This window comes from Pyrobaculum organotrophum, assembly GCF_055384425.1.
Map to the genome: position 1 here is coordinate 1,208,778 of NZ_AP042430.1, position 17,266 is coordinate 1,226,043.

General features: G+C 56.5%; 22 protein-coding genes, 3 tRNA genes and 2 pseudogenes. 13 read left to right on the top strand and 14 right to left on the bottom strand.

Features of this window, described 5'->3' with window-relative positions; translation table 11 throughout:
- Positions 1–49: 49 nt before the first annotated feature.
- From glmS to ACZ49R_RS07405, 3 genes are all read left to right on the top strand, one after another.
- Entirely contained in the window at positions 50–1,861 is a 1,812-nt protein-coding gene (gene glmS, locus ACZ49R_RS07395) for a glutamine--fructose-6-phosphate transaminase (isomerizing) (RefSeq protein WP_464732542.1), read from the top strand.
- Position 1,862: 1 nt separating this feature from the next.
- Entirely contained in the window at positions 1,863–2,954 is a 1,092-nt protein-coding gene (locus tag ACZ49R_RS07400; protein WP_464732543.1) for an NTP transferase domain-containing protein, read from the top strand.
- A 38-nt stretch (positions 2,955–2,992) separates the two neighbouring features.
- Positions 2,993–3,104 (top strand) — tRNA-Gln (locus ACZ49R_RS07405).
- Positions 3,105–3,117: 13 nt separating this feature from the next.
- On the opposite strand, the gene tsaA (ACZ49R_RS07410) is transcribed toward ACZ49R_RS07405, so the two are convergent.
- Positions 3,118–3,606, bottom strand: a complete 489-nt coding sequence (gene tsaA, locus ACZ49R_RS07410; RefSeq protein WP_464732544.1) for a tRNA (N6-threonylcarbamoyladenosine(37)-N6)-methyltransferase TrmO — start codon at positions 3,604–3,606, stop codon at positions 3,118–3,120.
- Positions 3,607–3,611: 5 nt separating this feature from the next.
- Positions 3,612–4,373: a carbon-nitrogen hydrolase family protein gene (locus ACZ49R_RS07415; protein WP_464732545.1), complete on the bottom strand. Its 762-nt coding sequence runs from the start codon at positions 4,371–4,373 to the stop codon at positions 3,612–3,614.
- Positions 4,374–4,421: 48 nt separating this feature from the next.
- Here ACZ49R_RS07415 and ACZ49R_RS07420 point away from each other — a divergent pair.
- Positions 4,422–4,535: transfer RNA gene (locus ACZ49R_RS07420), tRNA-Pro, on the top strand.
- 422 nt (positions 4,536–4,957) lie between these two features.
- Positions 4,958–5,049, top strand: a tRNA-Thr gene (locus tag ACZ49R_RS07425).
- A 62-nt stretch (positions 5,050–5,111) separates the two neighbouring features.
- On the opposite strand, the gene ACZ49R_RS07430 is transcribed toward ACZ49R_RS07425, so the two are convergent.
- Positions 5,112–5,282, bottom strand: coding sequence for a hypothetical protein (locus ACZ49R_RS07430; protein ID WP_464732546.1), 171 nt, complete (start codon positions 5,280–5,282; stop codon positions 5,112–5,114).
- Between the two features lie 172 nt (positions 5,283–5,454).
- On the opposite strand from ACZ49R_RS07430, the gene ACZ49R_RS07435 reads away from it, so the two are divergent.
- The 5 genes and pseudogenes from ACZ49R_RS07435 (at position 5,455) to ACZ49R_RS07455 (ending at position 8,403) form a co-directional block, all read left to right on the top strand.
- Entirely contained in the window at positions 5,455–5,682 is a 228-nt protein-coding gene (locus tag ACZ49R_RS07435) for a hypothetical protein (RefSeq protein WP_464732547.1), read from the top strand.
- A 324-nt stretch (positions 5,683–6,006) separates the two neighbouring features.
- Positions 6,007–6,472: pseudogene (gene tsaA, locus ACZ49R_RS07440) on the top strand (tRNA (N6-threonylcarbamoyladenosine(37)-N6)-methyltransferase TrmO).
- 216 nt (positions 6,473–6,688) lie between these two features.
- Positions 6,689–7,411, top strand: coding sequence for a hypothetical protein (locus ACZ49R_RS07445; RefSeq protein WP_464732548.1), 723 nt, complete (start codon positions 6,689–6,691; stop codon positions 7,409–7,411).
- An 85-nt stretch (positions 7,412–7,496) separates the two neighbouring features.
- Entirely contained in the window at positions 7,497–8,156 is a 660-nt protein-coding gene (locus ACZ49R_RS07450; protein ID WP_464732549.1) for a hypothetical protein, read from the top strand.
- Positions 8,128–8,403: a transcriptional regulator gene (locus tag ACZ49R_RS07455; RefSeq protein ID WP_464732550.1), complete on the top strand. Its 276-nt coding sequence runs from the start codon at positions 8,128–8,130 to the stop codon at positions 8,401–8,403. Before ACZ49R_RS07450 ends, ACZ49R_RS07455 begins: the two co-directional genes overlap by 29 nt.
- 478 nt (positions 8,404–8,881) lie before the next feature.
- Here ACZ49R_RS07455 and ACZ49R_RS07460 read toward each other — a convergent pair whose 3' ends face one another.
- The 7 genes from ACZ49R_RS07460 to ACZ49R_RS07490 form a co-directional block, all read right to left on the bottom strand.
- Positions 8,882–8,995: a DUF1646 family protein gene (locus tag ACZ49R_RS07460; RefSeq protein WP_464732551.1), complete on the bottom strand. Its 114-nt coding sequence runs from the start codon at positions 8,993–8,995 to the stop codon at positions 8,882–8,884.
- A gap of 141 nt (positions 8,996–9,136) precedes the next feature.
- Positions 9,137–9,541: a hypothetical protein gene (locus ACZ49R_RS07465; RefSeq protein ID WP_464732552.1), complete on the bottom strand. Its 405-nt coding sequence runs from the start codon at positions 9,539–9,541 to the stop codon at positions 9,137–9,139.
- Between the two features lie 28 nt (positions 9,542–9,569).
- The gene (locus ACZ49R_RS07470; RefSeq protein WP_464732553.1) at positions 9,570–10,082 is read right to left on the bottom strand and encodes a DUF6036 family nucleotidyltransferase; all 513 of its coding nucleotides are present in this window, start codon (positions 10,080–10,082) and stop codon (positions 9,570–9,572) included.
- Positions 10,079–10,231, bottom strand: a complete 153-nt coding sequence (locus ACZ49R_RS07475) for a hypothetical protein (protein WP_464732554.1) — start codon at positions 10,229–10,231, stop codon at positions 10,079–10,081. Before ACZ49R_RS07475 ends, ACZ49R_RS07470 begins: the two co-directional genes overlap by 4 nt.
- A 458-nt stretch (positions 10,232–10,689) precedes the next feature.
- On the bottom strand, positions 10,690–11,103 hold the full coding sequence (locus ACZ49R_RS07480; protein WP_464732555.1) for a pepsin/retropepsin-like aspartic protease family protein: 414 nt from the start codon (positions 11,101–11,103) through the stop codon (positions 10,690–10,692).
- Positions 11,075–11,215, bottom strand: coding sequence for a hypothetical protein (locus ACZ49R_RS07485; protein WP_167827602.1), 141 nt, complete (start codon positions 11,213–11,215; stop codon positions 11,075–11,077). The genes ACZ49R_RS07480 and ACZ49R_RS07485 overlap by 29 nt, the downstream gene beginning before the upstream one ends.
- A gap of 424 nt (positions 11,216–11,639) precedes the next feature.
- Positions 11,640–11,894 (bottom strand): hypothetical protein, encoded by a 255-nt coding sequence (locus ACZ49R_RS07490; RefSeq protein ID WP_464732556.1) that lies wholly within the window; start codon positions 11,892–11,894, stop codon positions 11,640–11,642.
- A 10-nt stretch (positions 11,895–11,904) separates the two neighbouring features.
- Between ACZ49R_RS07490 and ACZ49R_RS07495 the strand changes: the two genes are divergently transcribed.
- Positions 11,905–12,969, top strand: a complete 1,065-nt coding sequence (locus ACZ49R_RS07495) for a hypothetical protein (RefSeq protein WP_464732557.1) — start codon at positions 11,905–11,907, stop codon at positions 12,967–12,969.
- A gap of 449 nt (positions 12,970–13,418) precedes the next feature.
- On the opposite strand, the gene ACZ49R_RS07500 is transcribed toward ACZ49R_RS07495, so the two are convergent.
- From ACZ49R_RS07500 to ACZ49R_RS07510, 3 genes are read right to left on the bottom strand one after another with little or no spacing between them, the layout of a single operon-like run.
- Positions 13,419–14,048 carry a hypothetical protein gene (locus ACZ49R_RS07500; protein WP_464732558.1) on the bottom strand — a complete coding sequence of 210 codons (630 nt, stop codon included), beginning with the start codon at positions 14,046–14,048 and terminating at the stop codon, positions 13,419–13,421.
- The gene (locus tag ACZ49R_RS07505; protein WP_464732559.1) at positions 14,027–14,341 is read right to left on the bottom strand and encodes a hypothetical protein; all 315 of its coding nucleotides are present in this window, start codon (positions 14,339–14,341) and stop codon (positions 14,027–14,029) included. The genes ACZ49R_RS07500 and ACZ49R_RS07505 overlap by 22 nt, the downstream gene beginning before the upstream one ends.
- A gap of 22 nt (positions 14,342–14,363) precedes the next feature.
- Entirely contained in the window at positions 14,364–14,738 is a 375-nt protein-coding gene (locus ACZ49R_RS07510) for a RidA family protein (RefSeq protein WP_011762169.1), read from the bottom strand.
- Positions 14,739–14,785: 47 nt separating this feature from the next.
- On the opposite strand from ACZ49R_RS07510, the gene ACZ49R_RS07515 reads away from it, so the two are divergent.
- Together ACZ49R_RS07515 and ACZ49R_RS07520 are read left to right on the top strand one after the other, a co-directional pair.
- Positions 14,786–15,391 carry a cysteine hydrolase family protein gene (locus ACZ49R_RS07515; protein WP_464732560.1) on the top strand — a complete coding sequence of 202 codons (606 nt, stop codon included), beginning with the start codon at positions 14,786–14,788 and terminating at the stop codon, positions 15,389–15,391.
- Positions 15,372–16,030: pseudogene (locus ACZ49R_RS07520) on the top strand (dolichol kinase). The gene ACZ49R_RS07515 and the pseudogene ACZ49R_RS07520 overlap by 20 nt, the downstream one beginning before the upstream one ends.
- Before the next feature lie 227 nt (positions 16,031–16,257).
- On the opposite strand, the gene ACZ49R_RS07525 reads toward ACZ49R_RS07520, so the two are convergent.
- On the bottom strand, positions 16,258–17,262 hold the full coding sequence (locus ACZ49R_RS07525; RefSeq protein WP_464732561.1) for a THUMP domain-containing protein: 1,005 nt from the start codon (positions 17,260–17,262) through the stop codon (positions 16,258–16,260).
- Positions 17,263–17,266 lie beyond the last annotated feature (4 nt).

The window sequence follows — 17,266 nt, forward strand, 5'->3', positions numbered from 1 at the left end:
CCGATGTCTATGAAAAACTATTAAATGTAACAATAAATAGACTAAGCCTATGTGTGGTATTTTTGGTATAGTATTTGCCGAGAGGCCTAGGAGAAACTTAGGCGAAATATTGAGAAGAGCTTTAGAAAGGCTTGAATACAGGGGATACGACTCAGCTGGCATCGCCGTAGTAGACAGAGGGCTGTTAATAGTTAGGAAAGACGCGGGAAAAGTCGCAGAGGTGGCCGCGCGGTACAACTTTGACTCTATACAAGGCACAGCCGGCGTGGCGCATACCCGCTGGGCTACCCACGGAAAGCCTGACCAATCTAACGCCCACCCCCATATAGACTGCGGCGGCATAATTGCCGTAGTTCACAACGGCATTATAGAAAACTACGCCGAATTAAAGGAGGAGCTCTTGGCCAAGGGGCACATATTCCGTTCTGAAACGGACACCGAGGTTATTGCACACCTCGTCGAGGAGTATAAGAGACAAGGCGTAGACACCTTTACAGCCTTTAAAAAAGCTATTTCAAAAATAAGGGGGGCCTACGCCGTGGCTTTGATAGATGCGGAAAACCCAAAGGCAATATACTTCGCCAGAAATCTATCTCCCCTTATAATTGGCGTCGGCGACGGCTTTAATATAATTGCCAGCGATATACCAACAGTCCTTGACTACACGAGAAGAGTCATAGCGGTAAGAGATGGGGAGTACGGCTACATAACCCCCACCCAGGTGTATATTGAAGCAGACGGAGTGTCACAAGACGTATCCAGCCGCATAGAGGAGATCCCCTGGAGTGCAGAAATGGCTACAAAAGGCGGCTATCCACACTTTATGTTAAAAGAGATATATGAACAGCCCGAGTCTTTGGCCACGACTGTCGCAGGGCTTGAGTGGCCTTTGTTAGAAACTGCCGCAAACACTTTGCTCTCTGCCAGAAATGTCTACATAGTCGGCGCCGGCTCGTCACTTCACGCCGGCCTCGCCTTCCTACAATTGCTACTACGTATAAAAGTGACTCCAGTTCCAATAGTAGCTTCTGAATACGCCACATATGAACAGCTTTTCGACAAAGGCGATGTGGCAGTCGCAATTTCACAATCAGGCGAAACTATAGACACAATAAAAGCGGTGAGAACGATGAGGGAAAAAGGCGTCAGAGTTCTAGCTGTGACAAACGTCGTCGGTAGTACAATATCTAGAGAAAGCGACGCAGTTATATACACACGTGCCGGCCCAGAGATAGGCGTAGCCGCCACAAAGACCTTTACCACACAAGTAGCCACCCTCTCGGCGCTTTATGTAGCAGCGTTAAAAACACTAGGCTACGATACAGCCCCCATGGAGCGGGAGATAAAGGCGCTGCCCGACCTTGTGAGAAAAACACTAGAAAATACAGCAGGCGCGGCAAAAGACCTAGCAAAGAGACTTAAGAATAAGCCAAGCGCTTACTATCTAGGCAGAGGCGCGGCGTTGCCAGTGGCTATGGAGGGCGCTCTAAAATTAAAAGAAGTGGCGTATATACATGCCGAGGCCTACCCAGCGGGGGAATCAAAACACGGCCCCATCGCGTTAGTAGAAGAGGGCTTTCCCGTCCTCTTTGTGTTTTCAGACCCAAACACAAGAGAAAAGACGTTAAGCAACGTGGCGGAAATGAAAGCCAGAGGCGCTTACACAATAGGCACAGTGCCTACGAAAAGCGACATTGCCAAAAGACTAGACTACGCCATAGAGGTGCCAGAATTGGGAGAACTCACCGCGCCTATATTACATATAGTGCCTCTCCAACTACTGGCATATTTCACCGCCGTGGAAAAAGGCTACGACCCAGACAAGCCTAGAAACCTTGCAAAAACCGTCACCGTGGAGTAGTATGAAGATAGCACCAGTTGTATTGGCAGGCGGAAAGCCGGGGCTTTTTGAAAAACTCACCGGCCCCCTCCCAAAGACCTATATAGAAGTCGGCGGAAAAAGACTCTATCAATATGTCGCAGACCCCCTCCTAGCTATCTTCGGCAGAGTGTATATAGTATCTCCCCACCCAGAGCGAGGGCCCTATATATATGTAGAAGAGCGAGGCCAGGGAATAGAACAAGCCATCGCTACCGCAGAGACCCACCTAGGCGCTGAAACACACATCCTCCTGGCGTATGGAGACGTATATGTAGACCCCTCCGCCTTCAGAGCATTAGTAGAAGGCACAATATCGACGGGAGCAGACGGCGCAATACTCATAGTGCCAAAAAAAGCGACAAAAGGCTACGGGGCTGTAGAGACAAAGGCCGGGGGCCTACTGGCTAGAATAGGCGGAGAGAGCCAGTGGATCTTCGGCGGCGTAGCCCTACTCCCACGAGACATAATAAAGACAATACTACAAGCCACGTTTTATGAAACATTAAACGAGGCGGCGAAAACTAAGAAAATAGCCACAATCCCCTGGAGCGGCGTCTGGCATGACGTAAACTACCCAGAGGACATACTACAACTCCTTGAATACATCGCGCCGAAACACACCTACATAGCAAGCAATACAAAGATAAGCCCCACTGCAATAATAGAAGGCCCCGTCATAGTAGAAGAAGGCGCAGAGATAGACCATTATGCAGTAGTAAAAGGCCCGGCATACATCGGCAAAAAAACCTTCGTAGGGAGCCACACATTAATCCGTAACTACGCCTATATAGAGGAAGACGCCGTGGTAGGAAGCGCTGCGGAAATAAGCCACAGCCTAATAGGCAGAAAGGCGACTATAGGAAGAGCCTCATTTATCTCATACAGCATAGTCGGAGAGGAGGCCGTATTAGAGCCTAACGTAGTCACAATGGCGGTATTGAGAGAGGGAAGAGAAAGGCTAGAGCCCGTAGAAGTAAGAGGCAGGACATATTACAAACTCGGCGCATTAATACCACGCGGCGCCAGAATCCCCGCCGGCACAACACTAAAGCCAGCCACAGGCTGGCAATAGAGACAAAAAACTTAAAACCCACAACCAAGATATAGACGAGCCCGGTCGTCTAGCGGCCAAAGGACAACCCGGCTTGGGATGCGGGGCTTTGGACAGTGCCGCCGGCACCCACAACCCGTGGCCCGGGTTCGAATCCCGGCCGGGCTACCATTATCTTTCTACACTACGTCTTCCTAGCAGGCCCCAGCCAGCGGGGGAACTTATCGACAGACCCCCTGAAAAACTCCTCGACCCAATCCGGCGTACGGAACTCGTTAACCACATCGAGGTGGTCATAAGGCTTGATATCTAACACCGGGCTGCCACTCCAAGCATCTAGCCCAAGCACTCTGACCCTAGGCGGATCCACCTCCACTATCTTCACAATCGTAAGCGCCAGCGCGTTGGGGCGCTGCGGAAACCGCGTGGCAAATATCCCCACCTCGGGAAGATCCTCCCTCCCCCACGGCCTCAGCCTAAGACGCGGCGCCCCTGCCTCGTGGAAATGCCAGAGGATAAAGGCGTGGCTGTACTCCTCAAGCCCCACAAGGCCATCCACATACTCGTCGAACACCCTAATCACAGACACAAAGTCGAACCTATCCACACTGCCCCACCTAGGCAGACCCACTTCAACAACTCCTATAGGCCTGACGCAAATCGGACACGACATAGCGTCTATAGACCATAGATATTTAAATCAACGCCCCCCATGGCCTTTACATCGTCTAAATACCTCCTCCTAGCCCTAGCTTGAAGAACCTCCCCACGATCAAGCTCAGCTACATAAACCCCAGCCTCAGAACCAAAGCTTCTAAAGCCGCCGTTAGGAGAAGCCACGTAAGAGCCGCCTGCCACAGGCCTGCCGTCGGCATATTCAAAACCCGTCCCCACCGCAGAGGCGACGTATATCGAATTCTCAAAGGCGCGCACAAGGCCCACAGCTCCCCAGAGCCCTCTCCTGTCGGCAGATATACTCGCGGGATTTACAACTAGCTCAGCCCCAGCCAACGCAAGCCTCCGCACCAGCTCCGGATATATGAGATCTATGCAAATCAAACACCCCACAGCCCACCCCGAGACGGCAAAAAGCGCAAGCCTAGAGCCGGGAGACAGCCACCCCCTCTCCCCCGTGGCAGCCGACGGGAAGATCTTCTCACCCCAAGTCAAAAGCCCCTCCCGCCCCACCACCGGACAAACCCCCCTCACAGACGACCCAACAGCCACAGCCACGCCGCCAGCCACAACAACCCCGCCCACAGCAGAAGCCACATCCACAAAAGCCCCCACAAGCCTGCGCAAGCCCTCTCCATCCAACACAGACCTCCCAAGCCAATACTCCGGCAAAACCACCACATCAGCCCTAGGCAACCGCTCCAGAAGCCAGCGAACCCCCTCCCCAAGCCCAACCCTAGGCATCTGGACAAGAGCAATCCTCACACCGAGTGAACTATAGAAAAGTTAATAAACTCCACCCAATAAAGCAAAGGGGCCGTAGTCTAGCCTGGCTAGGATTGGGCGTAGCCCCCTGAGGCCGGCCTGGGGACAACCCCGTAGATGCCAGCACGCCGGTGATCCCGGGTTCAAATCCCGGCGGCCCCATTGCCTTTATAGTGTATAAAACAATGTGTCAGCTCCGCCGGAATGGTCACAACTCCGCGCAGCGAAGAGATCATCACTATGACATCTATACGGCATTTTATATTTAACTTTTCAAGGTCTAGACCCCCGCCCTACAAGACGCTCGCTACTAGCACCATAGAGTGTACATGCGCCACTACAAGGCTAGAGGGCCCCTACAATTATGGCTAGAAGCCGAGGAGGCGGCGGTGAAGGCAGGGGAGAAGAGATGGCGGAGACCGGGGGCGATTCTGCCGAACACGAAAAGCTATAACAACACCGGATCTAGGCGTTTGGCCCAAAAGGCTGTGGATTAGCGGGGGAGGGCGCCGGGGGGCTATGATTGAGCGACTTCGCACTGGCAGAGGAGACAAAATTTTTAAGGTCTTGCCATTTTCTATCCTGCCCCGGTAGCTCAGCCTGGTGGAGCGCCTCACTGGTAATGGCGGTTAGCCGCCTAGTGAGGAGGTCCCGGGTTCGAATCCCGGCCGGGGCTTTTCCTCGCCGTCTGTGATCATTTGTGTCTTGTCCTTTTTGAGGGTATCCGTTCTGCTCTGCCTATTTCTTTGGCTTCAGCCTCCTGTAGGCTTGTGCCCACCCGAGTTTTGTTTTCTTGTGGTGGGCTTCGTCTAGGTTTGTGCTTTCCGCGATCTGTGTGACGTATTCCGCTATCCACCTGGCTAGCTCCTGTCTCGCCTGGGGTGGGGCCGAGGTCGGCTGGCTCGCCACGGTACACCTCGCGGGGGGGGGGGGGGGGTAAACAGATCTGGCCGAGTCTGGGGGTTGGGGCCTCTAGAGGGTCGGCGCACACCTCTGTTTCTGTCTCGGTGGGGGAGGTGGCTAGGTAGAGGAGAGCCTGCACGGGCGTAGGCGGCGGAGGGGGGTCTGGCGGGGCGGCGAGGTGGGTTTTTCGGGAGGTAGGCTGGGGGGCCTTGGATGGGGGGTTGTGTCGGCGCTGGTGGAGGTGGTGGGGGTCGGTCGTTGTGGGGCGGTTGTCAAGGTCTGTCCCGTGGTGGGTAGGGGCGGTCTCTTGACGTGTGGTGAGAAGGTGCCCTTGGCGGCTTCGGGGGAGGGAGGCTGGCGCTGTTTAGGGCCGGGGGGTTCGCAGTTTGCTGTCTGGTATGTGTAGTGCTCTCCCCGGAGCTCGCGTGGTGGCGGAGGTGGTAGTCAACCCCGCCTGCGTTTCAGCAGATCGGCGGGGCTCTGGAGGGGGGTGGGGCTTGTCCGGGGGTTTGGAAGCTCTGTGCACGTCGCGGCGGCGGCTGCGCGGACGGGCGGCCGGGGGGTCTTACGTGGCTTTTCCCAAGACTAGTTGGTTGACTTCGGCGGGGGAGCCGGGGGTCTACACGGCGCGGTTCTGAGCTGGACTACGCCGGGCCGAGGCGGCGGCGTCTGGAGGACGTGGCGAGGGGGCGCCGGAGGTTGACTTAAATACCCACGGCCTACAGGCGACGTGTCGTGCCCAATCTGCCTAAGGCCTGTGGGGGTTGTAGAGGTGGGCCTCCCGCGGCTGGGGCGGGTGGATAGGTTCGACTTTGTGTCTGTGATTAGGGTGTTCGACGAGTATGTGGAGGGGCTTGGGGGGCTGGAGGAGTACAGCCACGCCTTCAATAATATGGCTCTTCTACGAAACCCGAGGCGTCAAGCTGAGGCTGAGGCCCTGGGGCCGGGGGGACTTCCCCGAGGTGGGCATATTCGCAACGCGCTTTACACAGAGGCCCAACCCCATTGCCCTCTCCATAGTCAAGATCGTGGAGGTGGACCCGCCCAGGCTCAAAGTCCTAGGCCTCGATGCGTGGAGCGGGAGCCCCGTGTTGGACATAAAGCCCTACGACCACCTCGACGTCGTCAATGAGTTCAGAACCCCCGACTGGTTCGAGGAGTTTTTCAAAGAGACACGCGGCGGGCTCCCCAGGTAGCTAGGCCCAAGCCGCTAAGCCGCGCACCTATCGCACATCCGCGCCGCGCCCCCCTCACGAGGCGCCGCTAGATGAATGTGAGAGAGCACCGCGCCGCGGGTCTAGACGGGGTAGCACCTACCGCCCCGTCCTATTTGTCGTGTTTTACGTTGTATCTCCGCCGCTGTTGTAGACTTGGAGTATGCAAGGCTTATATATCCCGGCACAGCGGCGGGCATGGAAAAGAAATCCAAAACGGTCAAGCTGGCGGCGCTCGCCGCGTTGGCGGCCGCGGTGATGGCCGTTGCTCTGAGCGCCGGTGCGTTTAAGGTGACGTACACATATGAGAACGGGGTTGTGAAGATGGTAGATCTCCAGGGCAGTGTACACACAGTCGCGCTAAACCTAAAGGAGGGGGTTAAGAAGGCTGAGATAAGGCTGTTGCCAAACGGCTCCGCCGTGTTGCTAGAGGGTGGGAGGCCCATTGCCATAATTAAGGAAATAGTCATGAGAGGGGGTGAGGTCAGGCGAGTCGAGTTCAAGTTTTTGCCCAACGGCACACTTCTGGTAATAGACGGCGGTAGGATCTGGTCTAGGGGTAGAATCGAGTGGAAAGGCGGCGCAGAGGGCGCCGGCCAGGCCGGTAAGAAGCCGAGTCCAGACATAATCAAAGCGTCACAACCTATCTCCGGCACGCTACCTCCTGGCACTGGAGATGGCTACGGGCCTTACACCGGGCTTATCAACGTGGAGTTCGGCGTCTCGTGGAGCCCCACGGGCTATCTCTGCCTCGGGTATGTAGATTTGAAAACGGGAAGCGGACCCGGCATATGTAGCTACGGCCAGAGCGCCTCCGTCTCCTTCCCTCTAGATCTGTCTCAAAACATTATTGCTGTGGTGATGAACCCCAACTCCTATTCCATAACTTATTCGGGCACGCTAACGCTATACTACGAATAATGCCTCTCCAGAAACCCGTCTTTTTCTCTCGACGTCTCGGTTTGTTTTTCTGCAAATGATATTAAGTAGAGCTCCTCTCCGCTCCATGTCTCTACTTTTCCGTCTGTGCAGGTGGGCTCCTCCCCTCCTCTACCTAACCTTGGTTCACGTATGGCTGTTGCCTGTCTTGTTCCTCCTCTATGTTGAAGGCGCCGTGGGGGGCTTTGTCTTTCCGGCCACGGCCGCCTCGGCGGTGGCCACCGCGGTTGTCGGCCTTCTCCCCGGGAGGAAGGGGGCCGGGGGGTTGGATCTGCTGGAGCTGTTCCACAGACGCGGGGGTGTCTGCGTCGCGGCTCCTGTTTTGTACGTTGCGTCCTACGCGGCGCTTGCGTTTGTCGCCACCACCTCGCTGTATCTCTACACAACTCCCCTGATGGTGGTTGAGGTAGCTCCGGCGTCTGCCGCGACAAGCGCGGAGGGGCTGGGCAACCACACCGCGGCTCTCGTCGGCAACATAACAGAGGTGGTGTTTCACGTAAGGGGCGTGGGGAGCGTGGCCCGGGGAGGGAGGTTTATAGTGGTTGTGAAGGGGGATGTGTTCGGGGGGTCAGCTGGCTGGGTTTTGTACACGGCTCTGTGGGCCGCCTCCTTCTACAGCGCCTTGGCGTTGGCGTTGGTCCTGGCGTGGAGGCTTGTGATGCGGTCAGCCGAGCTGGCTAGGAGGGCCGAGGTGTTTTATGAAAAGGCGAGGGAGATTCTATCCTGATCTCTACGTCGTGACGAAAATCCTGCTCCTCCTCGCAGATGGACGTAGCAGGAGAGAGGCGGCGTTGCTGTCTGGGGTGAGCTACAGCCGCTTTCAGCAATACGTGGAGTATCTAAAAGAGAGGGGGTTCGTAACGGGCGACGAGGAGCTGAGGCTGACGCCCAAGGGGGCAGAGGCCGCGGCTAGGCTCGCCCAGCTTATAAAAGAGCTAACGGGGGAGGAGCCTAGAGACGTAAAGAGGAAGTAGCGTGACAACGCAAACGACAAGCCTCGCCCTTTAGGGCGGGGGATGGGTACGAGTATATTTTTCACGGCAGATCGGTGAAGAAGGCAGAGAATGGCTTAAACAGCAGTGCGCGCCATGCGGCGGGTTGTAAGATGGCCCCCGCGGGGGGACACCCCGCCACGATACCCGCCCCGACGCGGCTCACCAACCCCGGGCAACGGCCGAGACCCCAGGGAAACCCTGCCTCAGGGAGGTCATATCCCGGTCTGGAGGGGGTTCTATGTATTCCGCTTCGATGGGAGGCGCTGGACTCTGGCGTCCTCTGAGGACGGTGGCTATGTATACTACGGCGATAGGATGTGTCTCCGCAGATTCCAGTGCACACTGTTTCGGGATTTAAACGACGCGTTTTTTCTCGTCGAGGCGATTTCAGGAATTCGGCGATTCTCGGTACGACAGCTAGTGGGTGGGGAAGCGCCTCTTTGAGAGGCTCCCAGCTCTACAAACCCGCCAGAGACACGCCGGCGGTACCCACGGCGAGGAAAAACGGCTCAATGTTACGCTCCACCCTCTTCGAAACAAGCGGCGTCACCACAAGCACAATGAGAAACACTGTTTGGAGCAAAAACTGCTCAAACGCCGTAGAGGAGCCTCCGCGGCCCCCATGTCCAGTCCGCCATCACGTATGAGACCTAAAGAGCCTCAAGCGGATGTGCTCCGTACCTACCCTAGGCTTGGTACGTCCAGCGTTAACCTATGCGGAACGCCTTTTATGCAGGCACAAGCCCTCCTCTACGTATTTCGGCAACAGCTTTAGATACTTCGAGCCGGGGCCGTGTGTTGCAATATGCCTAACCGCCTCGTCGCACCGCTGTACATACAGCCCACAGCGGAATCGCTCACCGGTGACGAATCCTTCAATTACCTCGGCCTCCTTGCCCAGCCTGGTGCCGAGGGAAACGCGTCTCCGCCCCCTCCAGACACGTAGCGAGGTTTTCACAGCCTTCTCAACAACTGCGTCGAGCGACGGGCATACGAACTGGAGATACGGGGGGTGAAATGGAAGGGACTGCGCCGTACCTAAATGGGCGGCGAGGGCGGACCAACCAGCCAGGGCACAGCCTTCCAAGACATATACGGCCTCGGCTGATAACCTCACAGCTCCGAAAAGCAGACACTCCCCCTCTCTAAAGGCGAGTACCATGCACCCTCCGCCAGATCTTCCACAGCTCCTTATCCAGACCCGCCTGGAGAGCCCTCTTTTTGAGGTAAGATAAGTCGAGTGGCAGTCTGAGAAGTCTCTTCAAGTCCTCTACGTCTTTACACTCACAGCTGGCAAGCTTTAAGATAACTAGATCCTCCGGGGATGGGATAAAGACGCCTCCCGCCTCTCTACACCTAGAAATAAAGTCGCTGTCTAGCATGAGAGGCGGATGGTGTATGCGGATCCCTGCCGCGTCGACGTACAGCCCCCACTTCCTCCACTGTACAGCGTAGCTTGCCCCTCTCAACGCTTCAGTGAGCCTATCCCTCACCTCTACAGTAAACGGCTGATCTATAGCCAAGTCCCAATCGGCCGTGTGCCTCACCACGCCGTAGAACTCCAAAGCCCGGGCCCCAATTAGAAATACCTTAAACCCCATGGAGCGGCATATCTCCACGACCCTCTTGACGCTGGGCGGCAACTTCAGCTCGCTCACACAGTGTGTTGAAGAGCGCTTTTATATAGTTTAAGCGCCGACGAACCTCTGAGGTTCTGCTTCACCTCAGCGCCGAGCCGCAGCATATCGCTGTATTCAGCTTCCAGAGGCGGATGCTTCGATATCCACACGGCCACCCTGTATTTCAAAAGAAATCGGTAGTGTTGCTTAATGTAGATGAGACATCGAACATCAGGCGGGGAGGGGGTCATCTCCCATCGGGGAATACGGCCGCCTCCGCCGAGCGCGCGGGGGGTCACCCGTGTGCACATGCGCGTTGTGGCGGCTCCGACTACGAGGGGGAGCTGAAAACGGAAATGTTTTCTTGGCGGGGTTACTTCAGGGATCTCCCTGCAAAGAGCGCTTATTTTCGGCGGATTCAGCGGAGACGCCGAAAAACCCTGAAGTAAGTCCCCTGATTTTCGGCGCGCCGTACAGGAGGAAACCTGAAAGGCGTTGTACAGCGATAAGGGGGCGACGCACAGAGGCTGGGCTGTAATACCTCTGCGGCCTACCAAGCAGTCCTGGCGCCACATCAACGGCGGCTGGAGGCTGAAGGCACAAGCTCAAGCTGGACGAGAAGCTGGAATTAGGCCAGCTGTTGGGTTTAGCCGCGGCGGGGCCAGCGTTGCGGCTCTACGGAGCTCCTTATCGTCTCCTCATCTTTAAAACGCCAGTGCCCCCTTTTCGCGTCGAGTATGACGATGCCCAGCTCCCCAGCTAGGAAGTCGCTTATTAAAACCTCGTCGATGTAGGGGTTCACGAGTATGTTTACAGAGGCCCGCCTCCCCTCTACTTCGATCTCAGCGCCTGCCTCAATATACACCATCTCAACCTCGCCGCCGCCCGTATCGGCCGACACGACTCTGGCCGACTTGGGAGGCCACAAGCCGAGCCTCCTAGCCACCTCGACGGGAACCGCCACGTCAGGAGCAGAGGACTCAAAGCCGGTGTTTACAAGCGCGGAAGTCTCGACCTCGCGCCCTCCGGCCCTAAGTCTTATCCTCACCCTCAACGCCATAGAAAACACCCACCACCCTCTTCACCCTGATGTAACCTATCTTGATCTGGGGCCTCTTAGCCTCCCTATACGCCTCGAGCAGAAGCTCCACCTCTCGCGGAAGCTCCTCCACAAACAGAGTGTCGTCTATATTTAAAAATTTTGCTATCACACGGCGGCGTAGAGGCCGCGTGGCTTTTAAACTTCGGCCACACCTAACGCTTTGTGACAGCGCAAACAACAAGCCCCGCCCTTCAGGTCGGAGGGGGATCATCTCTCTGAGGCCCAGGTGTGGAGGTGCCACATCTGCGCCTGCCGGAGTGGACGCGGCCCCGCTATCGTGTCGTCAACGTGGCTGTTCGGACTTAGCCTTCTGCGACACCTCGCGGTGGCGGGTGGCGTTGTAGGGCCCCAGCCCGGTGGCGTTTACCAAAATCTCGACCCTTACCCCCCTAACTGGAGGGTATAGCCAGCCCTCAGCCAGTGGACCTGCTTTCGCGAACCTCGGCTCTTGCCGTGAGACACGCTGTGCGCCTTAGCCACCTCGGCTATGATGCTCAGCTTGGGAATCCGCTTGCCCCCACCAGCGCCCCTTCGAGGCCGAGGTGTCTGGGAGGTCTCGTCAAGCCCCCGCGAGGGGGCTTGAGATAAGGTTCGAATCCCGGCCTTTTTACCAGTGGTATGATCCTCAGCGAAGGCAGGTGCCTATGGGCGATTGCCGACGTGTTGCTCGGTTTTTTCTGCCGTATTTTACGTTGTATCTCTGCCGCTGTTGTAGACTTGGAGTAGACAAGGTTTATATATCCCGGCACAGCGACGGGCGTGATTCTAGCTCAAATATTCAGGCTGGCGGGGGTTGTGTTGCTTGTCGCGTTGGCAACCGTGTTTGCGTCTTCAGTGTCGCTTATTGAGAAACGTGGCTCGGTTGTAGTGGAGAACCTGACAGCGCTGACGGACATCCTAAGGCCTACCTATGTATTTGACTTGGGTACATGCTCGGCGTATGTCTACGTGGCGAGGAGTTTCAACGACACAACCCCCATGCTGTTCCTCTCAAGGATGGAGAGGCCTCTGCCGCCGCCCCCATCACACAGCTTCGAAGAGCTTGTGGACGCCGTTCTACCTCTCGTGGGTCCAGAGGTGGAGGTGGTGGTCAGCATCTACGGGGTCTCGGACGCAGGTAGGGGAGCATATCAAGTATCTAAGATCGTGAAAGTAGCCGCTCGCAACTATACAGAGCTTGAGGCTGCTGTAGGCAGGGCGCTTGGGTTGAAAGTCTATAGAGACCCATCCAAGGGGCTTAATGAAAATGGGACTGCACAGAGTGGCCGACGGGAAATTGCAGTGATTGATGGAGTTGTGAAGAAGACGCCGAAGGTCAAAGTTTTACTACGGCACGGCGACCCCCTCATTATAGTTACTACAAACTTCGCCGAGGCGGAGGGGATAATCAAAGCGGTTAAAGAGAGGATAGGCGACTTCTCGGCTATCGTAAGAGTGGGCCCATATTGGGCGGGGGGCGACGAGGAGAACGAGAGGCTCAGAAACGCCGCAATGCGACTAGAGGAGGAGATGGGGACTGTGAGAGAAACAGAGAGAGGAGTTGAGGGCATTATCCACCTCTTTATACTATCCCCTGCAGGCCCCCGGGTATTCGTCTTCCCGTACCCCAACGGCACGAGGCCGCCGGATGAAAAGACGGCGGAAAAAGTAGTGAGGCGCTTCGTCGAGCTTTCTGGGTACTGCAAGTCGCCGCTGATAGTGGAATTCTGGCCTAAGACTGGCTACGAATTTAGAGAGCCCCGCGATGCGCCGCCTCTATGGGCGGCCGCCGTGTTGGCAGCACTTGTACCACTAGTAGCTATATATTTCCACAGACGGAGATGACCCCCTCCCCTGAGGCGGAGTTTGCCGGGGTCTCGGCCGTTGCCCGGGGTTGGTGGGCCGCGTCGGGGCGGGTATCGTGGCGGGGTGTCCCCCCGCGGGGGCCATCTTACACGTAGGTTGACCCGCCTCGTCGTATGGCGTGCACTGCTGTTTAAGCCATTCTCTGCCTTCTTCACCGATCTGCCGTGAAAAATATACTCGTACCCATCCCCCGCCCTAAAGGGCTGGGCTTGTTGTTTGTGTTGTCACGCCGTAGCTCTCAAAGTGCCAAATTGCGGTTACGGTGGTTCCATAAATGCATATAGCTGATAAAAACAAAGCAATATACTTCATACTATGAAAGCTAAGGTAAATATATAAGCATTATATTATGCAATATCTAATTGGCGTGATCTACTCCATTCACTGTGTATACTGGTCGTTATGCGCCGCTAAGTGGGAATTTTTCCTCACCACTTTGGCTGTGGCCTCGAGTTGCCTAGTATTGTCTTGTATGTGTTTTCCCAGCCTTCTCTTATGAGTTTGTGGTATGCCTCGTCGAGGTTTATGCTGTCTACTATATGTGCTATGAATTTGGTGATCCACATGGCTAGTTCTGTCTTTTTCTGTGGGGTGAGGGTGTGCCACAGCTCGTGTGCGGCTTCTATTGGGTTGGGTGGGTGGGCTCCGCATATCACGAGCTCCTCTCCTCCCACGGCGCCGAAGACGAGGGAGGGGGTGGGCGGGGGGCTCGGCGGGTGGCTGAAGTAGGCGTCCCACTCCCTTAGGTCGATTTTCCCATATACCCTCGCCTTTATGACCAGGGCGGCTAGCTTGGCCGTGGCCATCTCCCTCCGCCGGAGGTCCTCGGCGGAGCCGTAGCAACGCCAGTCTGCCTCTACCTCGTGGTAGAGGGCTAGGAGGGGCTCTAGGTACTTCTCCAGGGGGCCTAGGTCTACTGGCCGGCCGGCGCAGAGCTCCCTGGGGAGCGGTAGCCAGAACTCGCCAAGCCTCGGCGCGGTTGCCTCTAGGAAGTCTACGCAAGCCTCGACGCCTGACCTCGTGAGGGATGTGGTGGCTATGAACAGGGCTCTCCGCATCTATACTCGGCGCAGAGGGGGTGGCCCTCCGGCGCCACTACGACTACTCTGTCCCGGGGGAGGCTGGGGAGTAGCTGGGCGAATTCGGGGTAGAGGTATATTTTCTCGGCGGCGTCTAGGAGGAGGATGGCGAGGTTTGGGTCCTCGACGTGTGCCTGAATCCCGCCGTCTACCTCCTCTGGGTTGACCTCTGCGTATTGGTCTATATGCACCGCGCCTATCTTCTTGGCGCAGAGCATGGCCTCCCTCCCGCCTCCGATTATGAAGACGGTCGGAACCCGGTTCGTCTTCACCTCTCAGCGCTGCGAGTCTTCGTCACCTCACGGCTATAACTGCCACCTCTATTAATACGTCTTTTGGCAAGCGGGCGGCTTGTACTGTGACGCGGGCGGGGGGCTTTTTGAAGTACTGGCTGTAGACCTCGTTGTATTCCTGGAATGTGTTGAGGTCTGCGAGGAAGACGAAGGCCATCACTACGTCCTCTAGGGTGTAGCCGGCGGCCTCCAGCACCGCTTTTATGTTCTCCATGACTTGTCTGGTCTGCTCTCTTATCCCGCCCTTTACCACCTCCCCCGTCTTTGGGTCCACCGGTATCTGGCCGGAGACGAACAACATATTCCCTACTTTAATAGCTTGGGAGTAGGGCCCGATGGGCTTGGGGGCGTTTTCTGTGTAGATGACTTCTTTCATATCTCAAAGTGGTTGATATAGATTTAAATATGCTTCGGAGTTTTGACATGTTGCCTGATTACGTCCGCGTGCCCAGGGTGAATATCGTCGATAGAGTCTCTATCCCATCTAAAAGAGCCGCCGTAATTGTCGTAGATATGCAAAACGACTTCGCCCACCCCAACGGGAGGCTGTACGCGCCTTCCTCCCGCGAGATCATCCCGAGGATCGCCTCCCTCTTGGAGAGGGCGAGGAGGAGCGGCGTGCGGGTGATATACACAAAGGATACACACTACGGGGACGACCCGGTGGAGTTCCCCATCTGGGGGCCCCACGTCATTAGGGGCACCTGGGGCTGGGAGATCGTAGACGAGCTGAAGCCCAGGGAGGGGGACATAGTAGTGGAGAAGATGAGGTACGACGCCTTCTTCGGCACGCCTCTCGACCACATACTCCGGATGTACGGCGTCCAGCACTTAGTGGTCACGGGGACTGTGGCCAACATCTGCGTCCTCCACACGGTGGCCAGCGCTAGGCTGAGGCTCTACGACGTGGTGGTGCCTGTCGACGCGGTGGCGGCGCTAAACGAGTTCGACTACGCCGCCGCCCTCAGGCAGATGGACTTTCTCTACCGCGTGACCCTCACCAAGACAGATGGCGTTGAGTTTGTATAACGACCTGGCGTTAGCCTCTGCGCTCGGCGCCTGGGTTGCCTTCGTAGCCCTTGGGTTGACGAGGTGGCTCTATAAGCCGCTGTCTCGCCTAGGGCACATGAGGGCGGCGTATTTCAACCGGAAGGTTATCCACGTGCTAGCCGGCGGCGTAGTGGCGGTGTTGGTCCCAAGTTTTTCAAGCTGGGTGGTTCCCGCGGCCACAGCGTTTTTAATCGCTGTGTTGCTCTACATACCGCATAGGACCGGCCGGCTCCTCTGGTGGTTTCAAGACCCCGGCAATATGTACGAGGTCTCTTTCGCAGTTATGTGGGGGTTGTGGTGGCCGCGAGCTGGGGCCTTTTGGGGGACTGGCGCTTGGGCGTTGTGCCGGCGCTTTTTATGGCCGTGGGCGACTCGGCCACGGGCGTCGTAAGAAACCTCCTGTTTGGGAGGAGGACGAAGCACTGGGTGGGCAATTTAGCCATGGCGGCTGTTTCCATACCTATCGGCTGGCACTACCTAGGGGTTGCGGGGGCGGCCGCGGCGGTCTTGGCCAGCTTTGTGGAGAGGTTTGAGTTCCCGCCTATAGACGACAACGTGTTTGTGCCTCTGGCGTCGTTTGTCTTCCTACTCACGTGGGACGCACTCTCCCCACTATAGGCTCGCGGATGGCGGCGCGCGCCTTATATAAGGCCTCCGTTCTGTGTATTACACGAGGCGGCTTGTCTTGATTCTCCTCCTGGCCCTGGCGCTCTATCTCGTGGGCGGTTTTTGGCTGTATGGGTACGCACATCTGTTTGCCGCGCGGCTCCTTGACTTGGTTAAGCACCTCAAGCTCGTGCCCGAGGGCGGGCCCTTGAGTCCCCCAGGGAGGGGCCAAGAGAGGGTTAGGGGGACGAGGTGGGGCATATTCTTCCCACTATGATGCTGCTGTATAGGCCTCCTTGGTATATGACTCTTCTCATGATTATCTCGCCTCCTACTTGGCTTGTGAAGGTTTTGTATCTGGGGGTTATTGTGACGTAGGTGGCGCAGTGGCGGGTGAGTTTGCGCATGGCTTTTCCGAGGAGGTGGTATAGCTTTCCTATCTTGCCGGGTATTCTGAAGCCGTATGGGGGGTTGAATATGTATTTGTCGCATATGGGGCGTATTGCTCTATGTAGTTTGGTGGAGTCGAACCAGAGGAGGTCTACCTGGGGGTAGCGGGCCGTGTTTAAGGCGGCGCCTTTTATGTGTTTTAGGGATATGTCTACGCATATGTATCTGGCCCAGGGGGCGTATTCGGCCGCCTCTGCGGCTATGGTTCCGCCGCCGCATGTGAGATCGCATATGGTTTCTCCGGGGGCTGGCTTGGCGAGTCTGGCCATGGCGTGGGCGATTATGGGGTTTAGGCTGGCGTAGTGCTCATAGGCGCGCCAGGGCCTGTCTTTGAGGCTTTTTTTGGCCACGGTGATCCAGACTGTGACGTAGTTGTGTACTACGTCGACGTTTATCTCGACGTCTGGGTCGACTAGGCTGATGACGTACCCCCTCTCCTTTAGCCACCTCCCCACTTCTCTCTCTACGTCGCGTGAGGTGAAGGGGTGTTGGCCTACTCTCTCGCAACGTATGCCTACGGTTGTGTTTTTTGTGAGGTATTTCAAGACGTGTGGTAGATATGTCGACGCCGTGTTTACCACCTCTTGTAGTGTCTCTGCTAGCCCCTCGCCTAGGAATATGCCGAACCTCTCTGCAGTTTTTAAACTGTATAGGGCGTGTGGTTCTGCCTCTGTCTCTACGATTACGCGTCCTGTCATGTATATGGCTTTTGCAGTTTTTGCCGAGAGCCGCTCCGCCGATTCTTCTATTACAAAGTCTTCGAGTCCTGGGACTGTAGTTATTAAATATCGCACGGGC